This is a genomic window from Oerskovia sp. NPDC060287, assembly GCF_042726775.1.
Classification (GTDB): domain Bacteria; phylum Actinomycetota; class Actinomycetes; order Actinomycetales; family Cellulomonadaceae; genus Oerskovia; species Oerskovia merdavium.
The window spans coordinates 1-20,431 of the sequence record NZ_JBHXBO010000061.1 but is presented as its reverse complement, the minus strand read 5'-3'; the positions used below and the strand labels follow the sequence as shown (position 1 = coordinate 20,431).

At 72.8% G+C, this 20,431-nt stretch carries 19 protein-coding genes and 1 pseudogene; 12 read left to right on the top strand and 8 right to left on the bottom strand.

What is annotated here, in order from left to right; all coding sequences use genetic code 11:
* The 4 genes and pseudogenes from ACFWFR_RS07785 to ACFWFR_RS07770 all read right to left on the bottom strand — a co-directional run.
* Positions 1–299: pseudogene (locus ACFWFR_RS07785) on the bottom strand (phosphotriesterase-related protein); the annotation flags it as partial.
* Positions 296–1,381 carry a DMT family transporter gene (locus ACFWFR_RS07780; RefSeq protein WP_377615235.1) on the bottom strand — a complete coding sequence of 362 codons (1,086 nt, stop codon included), beginning with the start codon at positions 1,379–1,381 and terminating at the stop codon, positions 296–298. The pseudogene ACFWFR_RS07785 and the gene ACFWFR_RS07780, both read right to left, overlap by 4 nt.
* A 129-nt stretch (positions 1,382–1,510) precedes the next feature.
* Positions 1,511–2,479, bottom strand: a complete 969-nt coding sequence (locus ACFWFR_RS07775) for a ribokinase (protein ID WP_377622206.1) — start codon at positions 2,477–2,479, stop codon at positions 1,511–1,513.
* Positions 2,479–3,222 carry a glutamine amidotransferase gene (locus ACFWFR_RS07770; RefSeq protein ID WP_191802751.1) on the bottom strand — a complete coding sequence of 248 codons (744 nt, stop codon included), beginning with the start codon at positions 3,220–3,222 and terminating at the stop codon, positions 2,479–2,481. The genes ACFWFR_RS07775 and ACFWFR_RS07770 overlap by 1 nt, the downstream gene beginning before the upstream one ends.
* A gap of 59 nt (positions 3,223–3,281) precedes the next feature.
* Between ACFWFR_RS07770 and ACFWFR_RS07765 the strand changes: the two genes are divergently transcribed.
* Complete coding sequence (locus ACFWFR_RS07765; RefSeq protein ID WP_377622204.1) at positions 3,282–4,568, top strand: LacI family DNA-binding transcriptional regulator; 1,287 nt, start codon at positions 3,282–3,284, stop codon at positions 4,566–4,568.
* 197 nt (positions 4,569–4,765) lie between these two features.
* Positions 4,766–5,068 carry a hypothetical protein gene (locus tag ACFWFR_RS07760; protein ID WP_191802746.1) on the top strand — a complete coding sequence of 101 codons (303 nt, stop codon included), beginning with the start codon at positions 4,766–4,768 and terminating at the stop codon, positions 5,066–5,068.
* Positions 5,069–5,123: 55 nt separating this feature from the next.
* On the opposite strand, the gene ACFWFR_RS07755 is transcribed toward ACFWFR_RS07760, so the two are convergent.
* Together ACFWFR_RS07755 and ACFWFR_RS07750 are read right to left on the bottom strand one after the other, a co-directional pair.
* Entirely contained in the window at positions 5,124–5,606 is a 483-nt protein-coding gene (locus ACFWFR_RS07755) for a hypothetical protein (protein WP_191802744.1), read from the bottom strand.
* Positions 5,607–5,668: 62 nt separating this feature from the next.
* Positions 5,669–6,373 carry a DUF1361 domain-containing protein gene (locus ACFWFR_RS07750; RefSeq protein ID WP_377622202.1) on the bottom strand — a complete coding sequence of 235 codons (705 nt, stop codon included), beginning with the start codon at positions 6,371–6,373 and terminating at the stop codon, positions 5,669–5,671.
* 225 nt (positions 6,374–6,598) lie between these two features.
* On the opposite strand from ACFWFR_RS07750, the gene ACFWFR_RS07745 reads away from it, so the two are divergent.
* From ACFWFR_RS07745 to ACFWFR_RS07720, 6 genes are all read left to right on the top strand, one after another.
* Positions 6,599–7,888: a nitrate/nitrite transporter gene (locus ACFWFR_RS07745; RefSeq protein WP_377622200.1), complete on the top strand. Its 1,290-nt coding sequence runs from the start codon at positions 6,599–6,601 to the stop codon at positions 7,886–7,888.
* 136 nt (positions 7,889–8,024) lie between these two features.
* Positions 8,025–9,413 carry a gephyrin-like molybdotransferase Glp gene (glp, locus tag ACFWFR_RS07740; protein WP_377622198.1) on the top strand — a complete coding sequence of 463 codons (1,389 nt, stop codon included), beginning with the start codon at positions 8,025–8,027 and terminating at the stop codon, positions 9,411–9,413.
* Positions 9,410–9,883, top strand: a complete 474-nt coding sequence (gene moaC / locus ACFWFR_RS07735; protein WP_191802736.1) for a cyclic pyranopterin monophosphate synthase MoaC — start codon at positions 9,410–9,412, stop codon at positions 9,881–9,883. The genes glp and moaC overlap by 4 nt, the downstream gene beginning before the upstream one ends.
* Entirely contained in the window at positions 9,880–10,632 is a 753-nt protein-coding gene (locus ACFWFR_RS07730; protein WP_377622197.1) for a molybdenum cofactor guanylyltransferase, read from the top strand. The genes moaC and ACFWFR_RS07730 overlap by 4 nt, the downstream gene beginning before the upstream one ends.
* Positions 10,629–10,979 (top strand): DUF6457 domain-containing protein, encoded by a 351-nt coding sequence (locus ACFWFR_RS07725; RefSeq protein WP_377622195.1) that lies wholly within the window; start codon positions 10,629–10,631, stop codon positions 10,977–10,979. The genes ACFWFR_RS07730 and ACFWFR_RS07725 overlap by 4 nt, the downstream gene beginning before the upstream one ends.
* A gap of 1 nt (position 10,980) precedes the next feature.
* A complete protein-coding gene (locus ACFWFR_RS07720; protein WP_191802732.1) occupies positions 10,981–11,217 on the top strand; it encodes a MoaD/ThiS family protein in 237 nt (78 codons plus the stop codon).
* A gap of 40 nt (positions 11,218–11,257) precedes the next feature.
* Here the strand turns inward: ACFWFR_RS07720 and ACFWFR_RS07715 are convergent, their stop codons facing one another.
* Positions 11,258–11,788 carry a molybdenum cofactor biosynthesis protein B gene (locus tag ACFWFR_RS07715; protein ID WP_191802730.1) on the bottom strand — a complete coding sequence of 177 codons (531 nt, stop codon included), beginning with the start codon at positions 11,786–11,788 and terminating at the stop codon, positions 11,258–11,260.
* Between the two features lie 130 nt (positions 11,789–11,918).
* Between ACFWFR_RS07715 and ACFWFR_RS07710 the strand changes: the two genes are divergently transcribed.
* The 4 genes from ACFWFR_RS07710 to narI all read left to right on the top strand — a co-directional run bounded on the left by ACFWFR_RS07710 (position 11,919) and on the right by narI (position 19,123).
* The gene (locus ACFWFR_RS07710; protein ID WP_377622193.1) at positions 11,919–15,836 is read left to right on the top strand and encodes a nitrate reductase subunit alpha; all 3,918 of its coding nucleotides are present in this window, start codon (positions 11,919–11,921) and stop codon (positions 15,834–15,836) included.
* 73 nt (positions 15,837–15,909) lie between these two features.
* Positions 15,910–17,616: a nitrate reductase subunit beta gene (gene narH, locus ACFWFR_RS07705; protein ID WP_191802726.1), complete on the top strand. Its 1,707-nt coding sequence runs from the start codon at positions 15,910–15,912 to the stop codon at positions 17,614–17,616.
* A complete protein-coding gene (gene narJ, locus ACFWFR_RS07700; protein WP_377622191.1) occupies positions 17,616–18,365 on the top strand; it encodes a nitrate reductase molybdenum cofactor assembly chaperone in 750 nt (249 codons plus the stop codon). The genes narH and narJ overlap by 1 nt, the downstream gene beginning before the upstream one ends.
* Positions 18,362–19,123, top strand: a complete 762-nt coding sequence (gene narI / locus ACFWFR_RS07695) for a respiratory nitrate reductase subunit gamma (protein WP_377622190.1) — start codon at positions 18,362–18,364, stop codon at positions 19,121–19,123. The genes narJ and narI overlap by 4 nt, the downstream gene beginning before the upstream one ends.
* Before the next feature lie 124 nt (positions 19,124–19,247).
* Here narI and ACFWFR_RS07690 read toward each other — a convergent pair whose 3' ends face one another.
* Positions 19,248–20,339, bottom strand: a complete 1,092-nt coding sequence (locus ACFWFR_RS07690; protein ID WP_377622188.1) for a pirin family protein — start codon at positions 20,337–20,339, stop codon at positions 19,248–19,250.
* Positions 20,340–20,431: the final 92 nt, after the last annotated feature.

The window sequence follows — 20,431 nt, the reverse complement described above, 5'->3', positions numbered from 1 at the left end:
GTCGCGTCCACGACCGTCCGCCCACCGAGGGCCGCGAAGCTGCGGATCTCGGCCTCGACGGCCGCGACCGGCTTGTCGGCGATGTTGTCGGCGCAGCAGTACGGGTCCTGGCGCAGCGCCCAGGCGACCGAGGCGGACACCGGCTCGCGGACCACGGCCTGGGAGAACTCGTAGCTCGGCGCGTCGAGCACACCGGAGAGGTCGTTGAACAGGTGCTCGTGGGGCAGGGTCAGCCCCAGGTCCTGTGCGGCGACGGGTCCGGTGACCGTCTGGACGAACCCTGCCGGCGTGACGTTCATCGCGGGCTCACCTCTCCTGCTTCACCACCGCCGACGGCGGCGGCCACGGCGGTGTCGGCTGTCGCCTCCGGCGACTTCCCCGACGGGATCATGCCGATCACCGCGGCGATCAGCGCGATCACGGTGCCGATGATCGTGGCGGCGTAGATCGTGTGGCCGAGCGACGGGATCGCAGCGTCGATGAGGAGCGAGCCGACGAGCTGACCCGCGGTGGACGCGAGCCCCAGGAGCAGCAGCCCCAGCCCGCGGACCAGGAGGGCCATGAGGGCGATCGAGAGAAGGCCGAGCGGGCCGCCCAGGTACATCCACCACGAGCCGGGGAGCTGGAAGTCGACGCCCGAGGTCATGGCGCGGATCGCGTAGGCGATGCCGAGGGCCGTGAAACCGACCAGGAAGTTCCAGCCGATCGAGACGAGCATCGAGCCCGTGGCGTCGGCGACGGCCGCGTTGCCCGCGGGCTGCCAGCCGGCGAGGAGACCGCCGACGAACGGCATGATCGCGAGGGCGATGGTGTGCGGGGCCGAGAAGTTCGGCGAGATGACGATGACCGTCGCGACGATCGCGAGGACCGCGCCGGCGAGGCGGAAGAACGTGAGCGGCTGCTTGACCGAGGCCGTGACGCCCAGGCGGTCGCAGATCACGCCCGAGATCACGAGACCCGAGATGAGCGAGATCTGGAACGTCGCGACGCCCAGGACGCCGACCGTCACGCCCTCGGACAGGACGATGACGGCCCCGCACAGGCCCGCGAGGAAGTTCCACCACGGGATGGTGCGGCCCTTGATGAGGCGCGGGATCGCGAGCGCCTCGCGACGCGTCACGGGACGCGCGAACACGATGACGAACATCAGGACCAGGCCCGTGCCGAACGAGATGAGGGCGGCCGCGTGGCCGTCGCCGATCGTCTTGCCCAGCTGCCCGTTGACGGCCGCCTGCATGGGGCCCAGGGCTCCGGCCAGGACGGTCGCGAGGACGAGGAGCGCGGTCGCGGTGCTCTTGACCTTGCTGCGCTGGGGTGTCGGGTCGACCGTCTGGACGCCTCCCGGGCGGGAGCCGGTGGTCTCCGGCGTGGTGTGCTTCATTGCTTGGCCGTGCCTTTCATCTTTCGACGGTACGTCGGATCGGTGGACCGATCGAACGGCCAGCCCTGGGTCGACGCTGAGTGGTCGGGCTGGGTGGGGGGTCGTGCGGGTCGTGCTGTGCCGGGCGGGTCACTGCTCCGGTGCGGAGTCCTCCGGTCGTGCGGCAGGGACCTCGTGGGCGAGCGGCAGGGACTCGATCGCCCCGTCGCGAGTGGTCGTGACGGCCGCGACGCGGGCCGCCCAGCGGGCTGCCCCGACGAGGTCCTCGCCGCGCAGCAGGCCGTCGGCGAGGGCAGCGCAGAAGCTGTCGCCCGCGGCCGTGGTGTCGATCGCGTCGACGCGTACCGCGGGCACGGGCGTCGGGAGCCCGTCGCGGGGGACGACGACCGAGCCGTCGGCCCCGAGGGTCACGACGACGTCACCCGGGAACGCGAGCCCGCGCACCATGGCCACGACGTCCGCGAGCGACGCCGGGGCCTCGCCGGCTCCTGCGAGGGTCGCGAGCTCGAACCGGTTGGGGACCAGGACGTCGAACCGGTCGCGGATCTCGGCCGGGACCGGGACCGCGGGGGCCGGGTTGAGGATGGTCGTCCCGGTCGCGAGGCGCGTGACCGCTGCGAGCGAGCCGAGCGGCGTCTCGCACTGGCACAGCACGACCTGCGCGTCGGTGACGGCGCGCACCGCGGAGTCCCGTGAGTCGACGAACGACTCGTCGACGTCGCCGTTGGCACCTGCCTCGATGACGATGGTCGACTCGGGCTGCTCCCAGAGGATCACGGCCGTGCCGGTGGGCTGCTCGGACGAGGCGACCGACGTGACGTCGAGCCCCTCGGCCACGAGCCGGGCCGTGATCTCACGGCCCGCGTCGTCGTCCCCGACGGCCCCGACCATCGCGACGCGGCGGCCGAGCCGCGCGGCGGCGACGGCCTGGTTGGCCCCCTTGCCGCCCGGCGAGCGCTTGAGGCCGGTCGCGCTGATGGTCTCGCCCGAGCGCGGGATCCGGTCGACGGTCAGCCGGACGTCCATGTTGAGGCTGCCGACGACCGTGATCTCGGGGGCATGGGCGGGGGCGCCCCCGCTCCCGTGGTCGGCGCTCATCAGCCCGCGAGCCAGGTCACGGCCTGGCCGAAGAGCTTCGCGTAGCCGGACCACTCCATGAACTCGCGCGGGGCCCAGTGCGGGGAGATGTCGGACGCGAAGGCCAGCGTGCGGCCCTCGCCCTCGGTGCGCACGGCGACGAGGGGGCGCCCCTCGATCGTGGCGAGGACGGTCGCGTCGGCCTTGGCGGTGAGCTTCTGGTAGCCGAGCAGGATGGGCCACTCGGCGTCGAGGCCCGCGGTCACGGGGTGCTCGACGTCGGTCAGGACGCCGCCGATGCCCTCGGGGGTCTCCTCGCGGTCGTCGTACGGGAGGATCTCGACGGGCAGCACGGCCTCGACCGCGGTGCCGTGGTAGTTGGCCTTGGCCTGGAAGCCCTGGAAGCTGAGGTAGCCACCGGCCATCATGAGGCCGCCGCCGCGACGCACCCACTCGGCGAGGAGCTTGATGCGGTTCGGGAAGGGACGCCCCTCGGAGAACACGACGGGGGGAAGCAGCAGGGTGTTGGCGCCGATGTCCGAGAGCAGGACGACGTCGTAGGCGTCGAGCTCCTCGAGGGTCGACGGGAAGTCGGTCGCGACGAGGTGCGAGGGCAGGTGGGTGACCTCGTGGCCCTCGGCGGCGAGCGCCTCGAGGAGCTTGGCGCAGCCGATCTCCAGCTGGGCGTGCGGGAAGGCGTCGTAGCCCTTGTAGTCCGTCGCGGCATTGATCCACGACTCTCCGGCAAGCAGCACGCGGCTCATGCGGTTCTCCTCAAAGACGGTTCGGGCCACGTCGCACATCGGCGACGTTGCGCAATGTTGTGTTGCTGTTGCGCAACAACCTAGGTGTGCGTCAGGCTGGTGTCAACCGAGGCCGTGGGCCGGGCGGTGCCACGCACGGCAGGTGCCTGCAGGATCGGCACGATCCCGGGGTTCCGGCGGACACAGGACGTGGCTGCCACCAGCGCAGCGATAGGCTCTGGGGGCATCCGACGGCCGGGCGCACGAGCAGAGGGGCAGCAGCCATGACGTTGACGCAAGTTGCGCAACACGCGGGGGTCTCGACCTCGACCGCCTCGCGCTACCTGCGCGGCCAGCTCAACGTCCAGCCCGAGACCGCAGCACGTATCGATGCCGCGGTGGCGGCGCTCGACTACCGCACGGGCTCGACGGGACGTGTCGCGCGCGGCTCGCGCGCAGGGACGTCCGCGCCGGGTTCGGCCGCGCGCGGGACGGGCGTCGTCGCCCTGGTCGTCCCCGACTTCACCAACCCGTTCTTCACGACGCTCGCCGAGGAGTGCGCGGACCTCGCGGCATCGCGGCAGATCCCCCTGGTCGTCGCGGTCTCGGGCAAGCACGGCGAGCGCAACGGCGGCCTCAGCCCGCTCATCGGCGGGACCGACGTCCTGGGTGGCCTCATCTACCTCGGGATGAGCCGCACCGACGAGCGCCTGGCCCGCGCGGTCGCGGACGGCCTGCCCGTGGTCGTGATCGACGAGGAGATCGACCTGGACCTCGCGGTCGACACCGTCACGGTCGACAACTACGGCGGCGCGTACCAGGCCACGAGCTACCTCATCCAGCAGGGGCACCGCCGCATCGCGCACGTCGCGGGCCCGTCCGAGCTCTCGACGACCCAGGAACGCAAGCGCGGCTACCTCGACGCCCTGGCCGACGCCGGGCTGACGGCCGACCCCGACCTGATCCGGCACGGCCCGTACACCGAGCAGTTCGGCGCCTCGACGTTCCCCTACCTCACCCGACCGGGCAGCGCGCCCACCGCGGTGTTCGTCGGCAGCGACATCGTGGCCGTCGGCATGCTCGGCGCGGCCGAGCTCCACGGCATCCGCATCCCCGAGGACCTGTCGGTCGTGGGCTGCGACGGTATCCGCATCGGTCAGTGGCTGCGCCCCCAGCTCACGACCCTCGAGCAGCCCGTCGCGGCGCTCGCGCTCTCCGCGGTCGACGCGCTCGAACGGGCCATGGCCCGCCGGGAGGCGCAGGAGTCGGCCGGGAACGGTGGGGCCGCCACGGGCTTCGAGCCCGCTCGGACGGTCCTGCCGCTCCACCTGGTCATCCGCGGTTCGGTCGCGCCGCCGTCGGCCTGACGCCCCTCCCCCGCCGCGCGGGCTTCACGCCCGTCGGTGACGCGGAGGACCGCCCCACGGCGACGCGCGGGCCACGCCCGTCGGCGAGGCACCTCGTCCGATAGTGTCCACGGACCGGTGACCCCGCCTCGGTGTCGAGGCGTCCCCGGACCCGTCCTGGCGATGCCGCCGGGGCCAGCCCGTCGAGAGGACCGCCCATGCCCCCGAAGCTCAGCGCCACCGCACTCCTCTGGTGGGGTGCGGGAATGATCGTCGCCGGCGCCGTGGGGAACGTCGCGCTGCCGCGGCTCGCCTCCGAGCTCTACTACTCGTCGGGCGCCGCGATCTTCCAGACGATCCTCCTGCCGGTCTCGTCCCTCGTGTCGGTGCTCCCCTACCTGGGCGCGGGCTTCGTCGCGGCCGCCTTCACCGTGCGCGCGCTGACCCGGAGCCCGGGCGAGCGCTACACGGGTCCGGCGCCGTACTCACCGCCCAAGCCCGGCAACGAGCCGCCGCGCTGAGCCGGCCGCCGCACAGGCACGCGGCGCAGCGACGCGAGCCAGGAGCCTCGGACCGTCAGACGGGCGCCTGGATCTGCGCGTCGAGCGTGCGCCGCAGGAAGCCGTTGAGCGCCGCGCCGATGAACCGGCGCCCCCGGAACGTGTGGATCTCGCGCGCCGAGAGGTCCACGAGGACGGGCTGGACGATCACGGCGAACTCGAGGCGCGGCTTCACCGTCGCGGCGGCGACGAGCTCGGGCGTGACGCCGTCGGCGACGATCACCGCGAACGCACCGACCCCTGACTGCATGCCGCGCAGCGAGCTGCTGCGCCGCTTGGCGAACGTCGAGACGTCCCGTGTGTAGAGGTCGACGTCCAGCGCGGACGGCGTGAAGTGAGCGACTGCGGTGACGACGTGGGTGCGGGACATCGCGGCAGGGACGAACTTCGCCCGGTAGCCGACCATGGCCTGCACAGGACCCACCTGGTCCCATCCCACCTCGCATCCGTCCTCGACCATGCGTCGGCGGGTGATCTCGATGTACTCGGGGGCTGTCACAGCACGTGAGCATAGGGTCTATCGGGAGGAAAGCACCAGACCCCCACAGGACGGACCTTCCGTCACCCCGTCGCAGCCGTGATCGTCTCGAGCAGCGACCCGATCACGACCAGGTAGATGAGCGCGAAGAACACCGTGTAGAGACCGCTGAACAGCAGCGCGTCGCGCACCTTGCCCGGGGTGCGGAAGTAGCGGACGAACTTCTGGAGGAACCCGACCGGGTGCATCAGGTCCCAGCTGTTGAAGCGGATGTACCTGCCCAGGTAGATGCCGAACGAGACCAGCACGAGGATCACGGCGACCACGAGCCAGGACGCCGTCCGCTGGAACGGCTTGAGGTCGTCGGGGTAGCGCAGCACGGCGTAGAACATCTGCACCAGGAAGATGTTGACCACGGTGTTGAGGACCCCGGACATGGCGAGGGTCAGGACCGCGACGATGTCGTACCAGAGCGGCACGTCCTCGCCGTCCTTGCGGTGGCTGAAGTTGAGCTCGGTCACCAGGTACCCGGCGTTGGGCAGGAGCAGCAGCCAGACCACGAGCCCGGCCGCCGCGACGGTCGTGACGAGCCACAGCGGCGCCCCGGCCGCGCTGAGCGTCAGGTCACCGATGATCCAGAACGTCAGCACGAACACCGGCAGCACCGACAGCCCGATGTTGAGCAGCATGGGCCGGTAGACCTCGGTGCGGAACAGCGGGGCGCGCACCAGGACGAGCGTGAACGCGAAGACGTTGATGAGGATCACACCGAGGAACAGCAGCGTCATGGGGGGCTCTCGTGGGTCCGGGTCGGGTGGGTGCCATGGGTGCGGCGCGCCGGGAGCAGGCTCCCCGGGAGGCGCCGCGTCACGGCTCGGAAGACCACCGTAGGGCCCGACGGCGCCTCCGCCAGCCCGCGCGACACGCCACCCTCGCGGCTAGCGTGGGTCGCGCGGGAATCTCGAGCTCCACCGATTCGTCCAAGGACGGGCGACCGAACCCCGGGAGTCACAGTGACGCACCACGACGAAGCAGCCACACCCCCGGCGTCACCAGGAGCCGGGCAGGGCGAGAGTCCCGCACCGGCCGGAGCCGGGCAGGCCTCGACGCCCTCGCCGACGACGTCCGGGTCGGGCAGCTCGGCGACCTTGATGCTCGTCCTCGCGACGATCGGGTTCGCGGTGAACTTCTGGGCGTGGGCGCTGATCAGCCCGCTCGGCGGTGCGTACAGCAAGGCGCTCGGCCTGTCGGCCGTGCAGCAGTCGGTGCTCGTCGCGGTACCGGTGGTCGTGGGGTCGCTCGGCCGTATCCCGGTCGGGGCCCTCACCGACCGGTTCGGGGCCAGGATCATGTTCCCGCTGGTCAGTGCCGCGACGATCGTCCCGGTGCTGTTCATCGGGTTCGTCGCGGACACCTATCCGCTGCTCATCCTGGGTGGGTTCTTCCTGGGGCTGGGCGGTACCGCGTTCGCGGTCGGGGTGCCGTTCGTCAACGCGTGGTACCCGCCCGCGCGGCGGGGGACCGCGCTCGGGATCTTCGGGATCGGGATGGGCGGGACGGCGATCTCGGCGTTCACGACCGTGCGGATCACCGACGCGTACGGCGAGGAGGCGCCGTTCGTCCTCGTGGCGTGCGTCCTGGCGGTGTACGCGGTCGTGTCGTGGTTGCTCGTGCGTGACTCCCCGAACCGCAGGCCCGCCGCGCACGGGAACTTCCTGGCACGCACGTGGGCCACGTTCAAGCTGCCTGCGACGCTCCAGCTCTCGTGGCTGTACGCCGTGGGCTTCGGTGGGTTCGTGGCGTTCAGCGTCTACCTGCCGACGTTCCTGGTCAACGCGTACGACCTCACGGCTGCCGACGCCGCGGCGCGCACGGCCGGGTTCGTCGTCCTCGCGGTCGCGTGCCGGCCGATCGGCGGGACCCTCTCCGACAGGTTCGGCGGCATCCCCGTGTCGGTCGTGTGCTTCGCGATCGTCACGGTCCTGGCGGCGGTGGTCGCGTTCCAGCCGGACCTCGTGCCCCTCGGGACCATCGCGTTCCTGGGCCTCGCCGTGGGTCTCGGCGCGTCGTCGGGCGCGACGTTCGAGCTCGTGGCCAAGGTCGCCCCGCAGGACAAGGTCGGTGCGGTCACAGGACTCGTGGGGGCCGCGGGTGGCCTGGGAGGGTTCATCCCGCCGCTCATCATGGGTGCGGTCTACCAGGCGAACGGGACGTACGGCCTGGGCTTCGCGGCGCTCGCCGTGACCGCGCTCCTGACGCTGCTCTTCACGCTGGGCCCCGTGCGGCGCGGCACGCGCGGCTGACGAGGGGTTCCGGCACGCCTCTCCCCGGACGACCGGGGCTCCTCTGCGCTCCGCAGGGCCCGCTCCGCGGACGGTCCACGTCCGCCGCGCTGCACCGACCAGCCCCTCGCCCGCCCCGTCGGCCTACGGTGTCCCCATGGACCCGCGCGCCTCCGACGATCTGACCGAAGCCCACGGAGCTCGGGACCGGGCACATCCCGACGACGGACCGGGTGGGGCGGGCGTGTCGGCGGCCCGGACCGCGCACACGGTCGAGCAGTACCGTGACCACGTCCTGACCCTGGTCTCGCCGCTGGCCACCGAGCAGGTCGGTCTCGACGAGCTCGCGACCGGGGCGCCGGCGCTTCGCGTGCTCGCCCAGGACGTCCGGTCCCTCCTCGACGTCCCCCGCTTCGACGCGTCCGCGATGGACGGGTACGCGGTCCGGAGCACGGACCTCACGACCGCGAGCGCCGCGTCCCCCGTGACCCTGCGGGTCGTGGGCGACATCGCCGCGGCCCCGACCTCTCCCGGCTCCCCCGACGCTCTCCCGGCGGGCTCGACCCACGGCCCCGGGGAGGCTACCCGCATCATGACGGGTGCGCCCGTGCCGGAGTGGTGCGACGCCGTCGTGCCCGTGGAGCGGACCTCGACGCGACGGTTCGTCGCCGGAGCGCCCCTCGACGCGACGATCCAGGTCGACGCGCCCTCGCGCCCCAACATCCGGTACCGGGCCGAGGACGTCGCGGTGGGCGACCTCGTCGCCGCTGCGGGCGCCCCGACGACCGCGCGGCTCGTCTCCGCGGCCGCCTCGGCGGGCCACGCGACGCTGCCCGTGCACCGCGTCCCGCGCGTCGCGGTGCTGTCGACGGGCAGCGAGCTGGTCCCGGTCGGGACGGCTCCCGGGCCCGGCCAGATCCCCGACTCGAACTCGCTCCTGCTCGCGGCGTGCGTGCGCGACGCGGGGGGCGTCCCGGTGCGCGTGGGCGCGGTCCCCGACACGGCCGAGGCGCTGCGCGCGGTGCTCGACGACGTCGCTCCCCATGTCGACCTGATCGTCACCTCGGGCGGGGTCAGCGCGGGCGCGTTCGACGTGGTCAAGGACGTCCTGAGCGGCCCGCAGGACGCGGCGCTGCCCGCGGCGGGCCCCTCGGACGTCCTGCTGGTCACGGTCGGCATGCAGCCCGGCAAGCCGCAGGCCGCGGCACGCTGGCGCGGGACCCCGCTGCTCGGGCTGCCCGGCAACCCCGTGAGCGCGTACGTGTCGTTCCAGGCGTTCGTGCGGCCCGCGGTGCGGCGCCTCGCGGGCCACCCCGACCCCGCCGAGCCGCTCGTCGAGCGCGTCGCCGCGGAGGGCTGGCGCTCGCCCACGGGGCGCCAGCAGTTCCTGCCGGTCCGGTTCGTCGGTGCGCGCGGTGTCGCCCCGCTCGGCCCGGGCGGGCACCACGTCTCGGCGCTCACCCGGGCCGACGCGATCGCGGTCGTGCCGTCCGAGGTCGAGGCGGTTGGGCCCGGTGACACCGTGCGTGTCATGGTGATCGCATGAGCGAGTTCACCCACCTCGACGAGCGCGGCCACGCCCGCATGGTCGACGTCACCCTCAAGCAGCCCACCGTCCGCTCGGCGACCGCGACCGGCGTGGTCCGGTGCGGCCCGCACATCGTCGCGGCCCTGCGCTCGGGCGAGGTCCCCAAGGGCGACGTGCTCGCGGTCGCGCGCATCGCGGGCATCCAGGGGGCCAAGAAGACGGCCGAGCTGCTGCCGCTCGCGCACATCATCGGGGTGCACGGCGCGTCCGTGGACCTGGACGTCCAGGACCACGGGGTCGAGATCAGCGCCACCGTGCGCACCGCGGACCGCACGGGGGTCGAGATGGAGGCCCTCACGGCCGTCGCGGTCGCGGGGCTCGCGGTCGTGGACATGGTCAAGGGGCTCGACAAGTCGGTCGAGCTGAGCGACATCCGCCTCCAGGCCAAGACGGGCGGCAAGTCGGGCGACTGGGTGCGCTCGGTGTGAGCACTCCCCCGCCGTCCGAGGCCTTCGCGTTCGACGCCGTCGTGCTCGCGGGAGGCCGGGCCAGCCGTCTGGGCACGTCCAAGCCACGGCTCGTGCTCGACGGGGCCCGCCTGCTCGACCACGTGCTCGCCGCGACGCGCGACGCCCGGGCGACCGTCGTCGTCGGGCCCGACGACCTGGCCTCCGACGCGTACGTCCTCACGCGCGAGGACCCGCCGTTCGGCGGTCCCGTCGCGGGCGCCGCGGCGGGCCTCGCCGCGCTGCCCGACGGCGCTGCCCCCTGGGTCCTGCTCCTCGCCTGCGACGTCCCGCGCGCCGCGGAGGCCGTGCCGCTGCTCGTGGCGGGGGCGTCCGCCGCCTCGCGGACCAGCACGACCGACGACGGGATCGACGGCGTGCACCTCGCGGCCGAGGGGCGTGCCCAGTGGCTCGTGGGGCTGTACCGGCGCGAGGCGCTCGACGCAGCGGTCGTCCGGGTCGCGCAGGGTGTCCCGGTCGGCGAACCGTCCGCCGGGGACCTGTCCGACGGCGATCGCGCGGGGGCGGCGGACGGGCCCCCGCCGTCGGGCCTGCACGGCGCCCCCGTGCGCCGGCTCGTCTCAGGTCTGCGACTCCTCGAGGTCGAGGACGTGGACGGCCTGAGCACCGACGTCGACACGTGGCAGGATGCGGAGTCATACGCGCACCGTCGCGCGCAGAGCAGTACTCCGAGTCACGACCTGCACGGATCATCGGGAGGCATGGCATGAGCAACCTCGAGCGTTGGGTGGACGCCCTCGTCGACGAGTTCGACCTCGACCGCGAGGCGGTGGACATCGGAGCGATCCTCGACCTGGCCCGCGATGCCGCGCACCGCGTGGAGAGGCCCGCGGCCCCGCTGACGACCTTCATCGCGGGGTACGTCGCCGGGCTCTCGGCGGGCGAGGGGGCGGACCGCCCCGGCCTGGACGCCATGGAGCGGGCCACCGAGCTCGCGCTCGCGTGGGACGTCGAGGCGACGCTCGACGAGGTCGTCGGCGAACCTGCCGAGCCCACCGACACGACCGGCCCCGCCGACGCGACGGGCCCCGCCGACCCCTCGCTCGAGAGGGCGTGACGTGCCGCAGGTCCGCTACTTCGCGGGGGCGGCCGAGGCGGCCGGCCTCGAGGCCGAGTCGCTCCCGGGCGCCTCGGTCGGCGAGCTCTTCGCCGCGATGACCGCGCGCCACCCCGCGCTCGCCGAGGTGCTGCCCCGCTGCTCGGTGCTCGTGGGCGGCGTGCGGACGGCGGACCACGGCGTCGCGCTGGCCGACGACCAGCAGGTCGACGTCCTGCCCCCCTTCGCGGGCGGCTGAGGGCCACCCACCTTCCGCTGGGCGCGGAGGCCGCAGAAGGCTAGTGGTCCCCGCCCGCGAGCTGCGAGAACACGTGCGGCAGCAACGGCTCGAGCACCGTCCACCCGTCGCGGACCCCGCCCGGTGACCCCGGCAGGTTCACGACGAGCGCGCGCGTCCCGTGCGCCGCGGGCGCGGTCCCGACGATCCCGCGCGAGAGCACCGCGCTCGGCACCACGGTCGCCCCACGGCGCCGGATCGCCTCGGCGACGCCCGGCAGCTCCTGGTCGACGACCTCGGCCGTGCCCTCGGGCGTGTGGTCGCGCGGGCCGATGCCCGTCCCGCCCGTGGTGATCACGAGGCGCGCCCCCTCGACCAGCGCCGAGGTGAGGGCGTCGCGGACGGAGTCGACGCCGTCGGGCACCAGACGCAGCGTGACGCGCTCGAAGCCCCCCGTCTCCAGGAGCGAGACCAGGAGCGGGCCCGAGCGGTCGGGCGACTCGCCGCGCGAGCCGCGGTCGGAGACCGTGACGACGGTGACGGGCAGGTGGGCGAGGGGGAAGACCGCGGAGGGCCCGTCGAACGAGGTCATGGGAGCACCGTAGACAATCGCGCGGCCCGGGGCGACGGGGCACCGCTCGCCGGGCAGAAGAGACCGGACCTGGGCATACTGCGAGGCAGACGAACGTACAAGCACGATCCTGCTCGCCCCAGGAGGTCGCATGTCGCAGTCCACCGTCCCAGGCCCGGGCACCGCCGCCCGCGCCGAGGGCGCCCCACGCCCTGAGTCCCCTGGTGGAGGCGGCGAGGACGCCCTGCTCCGGCTCGGAAAGCACCTGCGCCGCGGGGAGGTCTCACCGGACCTGCGCCAGCTGTTCCTCCAGGGAGGCCGCGAGGGCGACGTCTTCTACCGGGACCGGTGGTCGCACGACAAGGTGGTGCGCTCGACGCACGGCGTGAACTGCACGGGCTCGTGCTCGTGGAAGGTGTACGTCAAGGACGGCATCATCACCTGGGAGACGCAGCAGACGGACTACCCGTCGGTCGGCCCGGACTCGCCCGAGTACGAGCCGCGGGGCTGCCCGCGCGGCGCGGCCTTCAGCTGGTACACCTACTCGCCGACGCGGGTCCGGTACCCGTACGTGCGCGGCGTGCTGCTGCGCGCCTTCCGCGACGCGAAGGCCCGCACGGGCGACCCGGTGCGGGCGTGGGCCGAGGTCACGGGCGACCCGGAGACGGCGCGCGCGTACAAGCAGGCGCGCGGCAAGGGCGGCCTGGTCCGGGCGTCGTGGGACGAGGCCGCGGAGATCGTCGCGGCGGCCCACGTCCACACGATCAAGGCCTACGGCCCGGACCGCATCGCGGGCTTCTCCCCCATCCCGGCGATGTCGATGGTCTCGCACGGCGTGGGGGCCCGGTTCATCTCGATGCTGGGCGGCGCGATGCTGTCGTTCTACGACTGGTACGCGGACCTCCCGGTCGCCTCGCCGCAGGTGTTCGGCGACCAGACCGACGTGCCAGAGTCGGCCGACTGGTGGAACTCCTCGTACTGCATCATGTGGGGCTCGAACATCCCCGTGACCCGCACCCCCGACGCGCACTTCATGGCCGAGGCGCGCTACCGCGGCCAGAAGGTGATCGTGGTCTCGCCCGACTACGCGGACAACACCAAGTTCGCGGACGAGTGGCTCGCGGTGCACCCCGGCACGGACGGCGCGCTGGCCCTCGCGATGGGTCACGTGATCCTGCGCGAGTTCCACGTGGAACGTCGCACCGCCCCGTTCGTGGACTACCTGACGAGGTTCACGGACTCTCCGTTCCTCGTGACGCTCACACCGAGCCCGGCGTCGTCGGGGCCCGACGGCGCCGCTCGCCCCGCGGGGGACGTCACCTACGTCCCGGGCAAGTTCCTCACCGCGGCCGACCTCGCGGACGAGGTCCTGCCGGGCGCCGCGAGCGCCGCGAACGCGGCCTTCAAGCCCGTCCTGCTCGACGCCGACGGCTCGCCCGTGATCCCGAACGGCACGCTGGGACACCGGTTCGGCGAGGCCGACGAGGGGAAGTGGAACCTCGACCTGGAGGGCGTCGAACCGCTGCTGTCGGTCGCGGACGGCCGCACGACCGGGCACGACCCGCTGACGGGGGCGGCGCCGTCGGGCCATGACGACACCACGACCGCGCGCGTGGACCTGCCGCGCTTCGACCTCTCGCCCGACCCCGACCAAGGCGACGAGGGCATGCACACGGGGGGCGCGGGCTCGGTCACGCGCGGCGTGCCGGTGCGGCGCGTGGGCGGGCACCTGGTGACCACGGTGTTCGACCTGCTGCTGGCCCGGTACGGCGTGAACCGCGAGGACCTGGACCTGCCCGGCGAGTGGCCCACGGGCTACGACGACGCGGACTCCCCCGGCACCCCCGCATGGCAGGAGCAGTTCACGGGGGTCCCCGCGGCGGCGGCAGCACGGATCGGGCGCGAGTTCGCGGACAACGCCGAGAAGTCCGGTGGGCGCTCGATGATCATCATGGGCGCCGGCGCCAACCACTGGTTCCACGCCGACACGATCTACCGCGCCATGCTCGCGCTGACGACCATGACGGGCTGCCAGGGCGTCAACGGCGGCGGGTGGGCGCACTACGTCGGGCAGGAGAAGTGCCGGCCCGTCACGGGATGGGCCCAGTACGCGGGAGGCCTGGACTGGTCGCGGCCCCCGCGCCAGATGATCGGCACGGCGTTCTGGTACGTCGCGACCGACCAGTGGCGCTACGACGGGCTGCCCGCGGACGCGCTCGCGACCCCCCTGGGCTCGGGCATGTTCGCGGGCCGGACCACGGCCGACTGCCTGGTCGAGTCCGCGCAGCGCGGCTGGATGCCCAGCTACCCGACGTTCGACCGCAACCCGCTCGACCTCGTGGACCAGGCCGAGGCGGCCGGGGCCGAGCCCGCGGACTACGTGGTCTCCGAGCTGCGCAGCGGCGCGCTCAGGTTCGCGGTCGAGGCCCCCGACGCCCCCGAGAACTTCCCGCGCTGCGTCACGGTGTGGCGGGCCAACATCCTGGGGTCCTCGGGCAAGGGCAACGAGTACTTCCTCAAGCACCTGCTCGGGACCGACTCCGCGGTGCTCGCGGACGAGTCGGCGCCGGGGCGGCGGCCACGGTCGATCGAGTGGGCCGAGGAGGGCGCGCGCGGCAAGCTCGACCTGCTCACGACGCTCGACTTCCGCATGACGAGCACCACGCTGTTCTCGGACGTCGTGCTGCCCGCGGCCACCTGGTACGAGAAGCACGACCTGTCCACGACCGACATGCACCCGTTCGTGCACTCGTTCAACCCCGCGATCAGCCCGCCCTGGCAGACCCGTACCGACTTCGACATCTTCCACACGATCGCGAAGAAGATCAGCGAGTACTCGGTCGAGCACCTGGGCGTGCGCAAGGACCTCGTGGCCGCGCCCCTGCTGCACGACACCCCGGACGCCATGTCGGTGCCGCACGGCACGATCGTCGACTCGGGCGCAGGGTCGGCGTCCCGGCCCCTCGTCCCGGGCGTGACCATGCCCAAGCTGGTCGTGGTCGAGCGCGACTACCCGGCGTTCGCGGACCGCATGGCCTCGCTCGGCCCGCTCACCGAGAAGCTCGGCATGGTCACCAAGGGCGTGCAGTTCTCGCCCGGCGAGGAGGTGCGGGTCCTGGGGCAGAAGAACGGGCTCGTGCCCTCGGGACCTGCGGCGGGTCGCCCGCGGCTCGACAAGGACACGCACGCGTGCGAGATGATCCTCGCGCTGTCGGGCACCACGAACGGTCGCCTCGCCGTCCAGGGCTTCGAGCACGTCGAGAAGCGCACGGGCGTCGAGCTCGCGGACCTGGCGCGCGACGAGCAGGGCAAGCGCGTCACGTTCCCCGACGTCCAGTCCCGCCCGACGACGGTCATCACGTCTCCCGAGTGGTCCGGCTCGGAGCACGGGGGGCGCCGGTACACGGCGTTCGCGATCAACGTCGAGCGGCTCAAGCCGTGGCACACCCTCACGGGGCGCCAGCACTTCTTCCTCGACCACGACTGGATGACCGAGCTCGGGGAGCAGCTGCCCGTGTTCCGGCCGCCGCTCGACATGCACCGCCTGTTCCCCGACTCCCCGGCGCTCGGCGACCGCTCCCCGAGCGGGTACCCCGGGTCGCAGGGTCAGGCCGAGGTCGCGGTGCGGTACCTGACCCCGCACTCCAAGTGGTCCATCCACTCGGAGTACCAGGACAACCTGTTCATGCTCTCGCTCTCGCGCGGCGGGCCGAACATCTGGATGTCGCCGCGCGACGCCGTCAAGATCGGGGTCCGCGACAACGAGTGGATCGAGGCCTACAACCGCAACGGCGTGGTCGTCGCGCGGGCCGTGGTCTCGCACCGCATGCCCGAGGGCACGGTGTACATGCACCACGCGACCGACCGCACGATCGACGTCCCGCTCGCCGAGACCTCGGGCCTGCGCGGCGGCATCCACAACTCGCTGACGCGGGTGCTGCTCAAGCCCAGCCACCTCGTCGGGGGCTACGCGCAGCTGGCCTTCGCGTTCAACTACCTCGGCCCCACGGGCAACCAGCGTGACGAGGTCACGACGATCCGTCGCCGCTCGCAGGACGTGACGTACTGATGGGCGCCCCGCAGCGGCGTCTGCGCCCTCGTCGCCGACCGCTGACGTACCGATCCGACCAGGAGGTGGCACCGTGCGCGTGATGGCTCAGATGTCGATGGTCATGAACCTCGACAAGTGCATCGGGTGCCACACGTGCTCGGTCACGTGCAAGCAGGCGTGGACGAACCGCACGGGCGTCGAGTACGTGTGGTTCAACAACGTCGAGACACGGCCCGGGCTCGGCTACCCCCGGACCTACCAGGACCAGGAGAAGTGGCAGGGCGGTTGGGTCCGGACCAAGCGTGGCAAGCTCAAGCTCCGCGCGGGTGGTCGGGCCAAGAAGCTCGCGACGATCTTCTCCAACCCCAAGCTCCCCTCGATCCACGAGTACTACGAGCCGTGGACGTACGAGTACGACATGCTGCTCTCGGCCCCGCAGGGCCCGCACACCCCGGTCGCCAAGCCCAAGTCCCTGCTCACGGGCGAGGACATGAAGATCGAGTGGTCGGCCAACTGGGACGACGACCTGGGCGGGTCCAAGGAGACCATGCAGGACGACCCGATCCTGCAGCACATGAGCGAGCACGTGGCCTCGGAGTTCGAGCAGACGTTCATGTTCTACCTGCCGCGCATCTGCGAGCACTGCCTCAACCCGGCGTGCGTCGCGTCGTGCCCGTCAGGGGCCATGTACAAGCGGGCCGAGGACGGGATCGTCCTGGTGGACCAGGACCAGTGCCGCGGCTGGCGCATGTGCGTCACGGGCTGCCCGTACAAGAAGGTCTACTTCAACCACAAGACCGGCAAGGCCGAGAAGTGCACGCTGTGCTACCCGCGCCTCGAGGTCGGGCTGCCCACGGTCTGCTCCGAGACGTGCGTGGGGCGCCTGCGCTACCTGGGCCTGGTCCTGTACGACGCCGACCGCGTGACCGAGGCCGCGTCGGTCGAGGACGAGCACGAGCTCCTCGAGTCCCAGCGCTCGGTGTTCCTGGACCCGCACGACCCCGAGGTCGTCGCGGCGGCCCGGGCCGAGGGCATCCCCGAGGACTGGATCGCGGCCGCCCAGGCGTCCCCGATCTGGGCCCTCATCCAGAAGTACCGTGTGGCCCTGCCGCTGCACCCCGAGTACCGGACCATGCCCATGGTCTGGTACATCCCGCCGCTGTCCCCCGTGGTCGACGTGGTCGGGTCGTCGGGCAACGACGGCGAGGACCCGCGCACCCTGTTCGCGGCGATCTCCAAGCTCCGCATCCCGCTCGAGTACCTCGCGGGACTGTTCACCGCGGGCGACACCGTGCCGGTCGAGCGCACGCTGCGCCGGCTGGCCGCGATGCGCTCCTACATGCGCGACATCAACCTGGGCGAGGAGCCCAACGAGGCCATCGCCCGCGCGGTCGGCATGACGGGCACCGAGATCCAGGAGATGTACCGCCTGCTCGCGATCGCCAAGTACGAGGACCGCTACGTGATCCCGACCGCGCACCAGGAGATCGCGCGCGAGCTCGAGGAGATCAGCTGCTCGCTCGACTTCGACGGCGGTCCCGGGATGGGTGGCATGGGTGGGGCAGGGCCGTTCGGCTCGTCGAGCGGGACCCCGGTACCCGTCGCGGTCGAGAACTTCCACGTCCTGCAGGCCCGCCAGACGGCCGACTCCCCCAACGGCCCGTCGACCTCGGGGCGCGTCAACCTCCTCAACTGGGACGGCAACGGCCGGCCCGCGGGCCTGTTCCCGCCGGGGTCGCCCGGTGGGGCCGAGGGCCCCGGGCGGGACACCTCGGGCGACGACACGGCGGCCCGGTGATGGGACTGTTCTCGAAGTCGCCCTCGACGACGTTCCTGCCCCGCCCGACGGCGCGCACCCCGCTCCTGGAGCCCCTCGCCCCGGTCCGGGCCACGCCCGCGCAACGGCGCACCACCCACATGGCCGCCTCGCTCCTGCTCGACTACCCCGACGCCGGGACGCTCGCCGCCGCGCGCGAGGTGCGCGACGTCGTCGGGCAGCTTCCTCCCGAGGTCCGGGCGCGGCTCGGCGCGTTCCTCGACGACCTCGAGGCCGGTGAGCCCGCCGCGCTCGAGGCGCGCTACGTCGCGACGTTCGACCTCAAGCGCAAGTGCTCGATGTACCTCTCCTACTACGCCGCCGGGGACACCCGGAAGCGCGGCATGGCGCTCGTGCGGTTCGTGCAGGCCTACCGCGCGGCCGGGTGGGAGGTCGACGGCGAGGAGCTGCCCGACTACCTGCCCATGGCCCTCGAGTTCTCCGCGCGCGCCCGGTCCCGCGACGAGGAGCGCATCGCCGCGGGCCTGCTCGGCTCGCACCGCCAGGGCATCGAGGTGCTCCGCTCGGCGCTCGCCGCCATGGCCAGCCCGTACGCGCTCGTGGTCGAGGCCGTGTGCTTGACCCTGCCCCCGCTCGACGCCGAGACCGAGCGGCGGTACCTCGAGCTCGTGACGTCCGGACCGCCGACCGAGATGGTCGGGCTGTCGGCCATGGGGCCGCTCGAACCCTTCGCCCCCGCGGGGGCGCCGTCCGAGGAGGTACGACGATGACCGGTGCGAGCACGGGGAGCATCCTGCTGTGGGTGGTCATCCCCTACGTGACCTTCGCGGTGTTCGTCGTCGGGTCCGTGTGGCGGTACCGCTACGACAAGTTCGGCTGGACCACGCGGTCGAGCGAGCTCTACGAGAAGAAGCTGCTGCGCCTCGGGTCGCCGCTGTTCCACTTCGGGCTGCTGTTCGTGATCCTCGGGCACCTCATGGGGCTCGTGATCCCCAAGACGTGGACCGAGGCCGTGGGGATCAGCGAGGGCGCCTACCACTTCGTCGCGACGTACATGGGGGCGCTCGCCGCGCTCGTGCTGGTCGCGGGGCTCCTCATCCTGATCTACCGCCGACGGACCACGGGCCCGGTCTTCCTCGCGACGACGCGCATGGACAAGGTCATGTACGTGTTCCTCGCGGCGTCGATCGTGCTCGGGACGTGGGCGACGGTCCAGACCCAGCTCCTCGCCGCGAACCACGGGTACGACTACCGCGAGACCATCTCGCCGTGGTTCCGCTCGCTCTGGTACCTCCAGCCGCAGCCCGAGCTCATGGCGGGCGTGCCGGCGGCGTTCCAGCTCCACATCGTCGCGGCCAACCTGCTGTTCATCCTGTGGCCCTTCACGCGGCTCGTGCACGCGTTCTCGGCTCCGGTGCCGTACATCTTCCGGCCCTACATCGTGTACCGCTCGCGCGACGCCGCCGTGGCGTCCCGTGAGCCGCGGCCCGGCTGGGACCCGTCGGAGAGGCCGGGGACGAAGCGGTAGGTCTGCGGCTCGGCACTGGTTCCTGCCCCCCCGGGTCCACGTCCGGCACGCGACAGGGCGAGGGGGCGTTTCCCCGACGAGGAGGGCGGCCTCCTCGCTCCCACGGACACGCACGAGGGGCGGTTCAGACAGGTCGCCTGCGCGGCACGAGCCGGATGTCCGGCAGCACGGGGGCGGGCAGCGGCCCGCCGTCGTACCCCACGACCTCCCCGAAGCGCCGGCCTGACGCCCCCGGGGCGTACCGCGTGCCGCCGTCACCGGGCACGGGCACGTCCGCCCCGTCGTCCTGGACGACCTCGACCTGCGCCATCCAGTCGGCGCGGGCGGCCGCGACGTCGTCGTGCGAGCGCCCCACGAAGTTCCACCACATGACGATCTCCTCGGCGAACGGCTCTCCGCCGATCAGCACGGCCCGCACGGGCCTGTCGCCCGCAGAGACGGTCAGCGTCGAGCACCCCGGCTCGACGTAGCCGAGCGAGGCCACGGGCACGGGGACGCCCTCGAACGACGCGTCTCCCGTGTCGACGAGCAGCGCGTGCTCGAACCGCGGGTCCACCTCGACCTGGACCGATCCCCCCGCGGGCAGGTCGACCTGCGCCCCGACCAGGGGCGTGAAGACCGTCGCGGCCGACCGCAGCTCGACGCCGCCCACGTCGAGCGACCCCACGAGCACCTGGACGCGCTCGCCACCGGGCCCGGACCACACGGGCAGGTTCCCGTGGTGCTCGAAGAACGGCTCGTCGCCGAGCCGGTCCCCCGGCAGCGCGACCCACAGCTGCACGCCGTGCAGCAGGGGCGGCCGCACGCCAGCGGGCGACTCCTCCGAGTGCGAGATGCCCCGTCCGGCCGTCATGAGGTTCAGCTCGCCCGGCCGCACGGTCTGCAGCGACCCGACCGAGTCGCGGTGCAGGATCTCGCCCTCGAACAGCCAGCTCACGGTCTGCAGGCCCGTGTGCGGGTGCGGGGGCACCTGCATGCCGTCGGAGGTCGAGACGTCGTCGGGGCCGTAGTGGTCCAGGAAGCACCACGCGCCCACGAGCGAACGTGCGCGCTGCGGCAGGGTGCGGCGCACGTCCATGGCGCGGGTCCCGCCGAGCGGGACCTGGCGGTGGTCGAGGATCTCCACGCGCGCTGCTGTGCCGGAGGTGCCCGACGACGGAGCGTGGCTCCCCGCGGCGCACACCTCTTCGCGGGGCCGGGTCTCGAGGTTGCTCATGGGTCGAGCGTAGGCGTGCCGCAGGACTGCGGCCCACCCGGCCGCCAGGGGCGGACCCGGGACTCAGCGAGGCCCCTGGCTTGCGCCAGGGG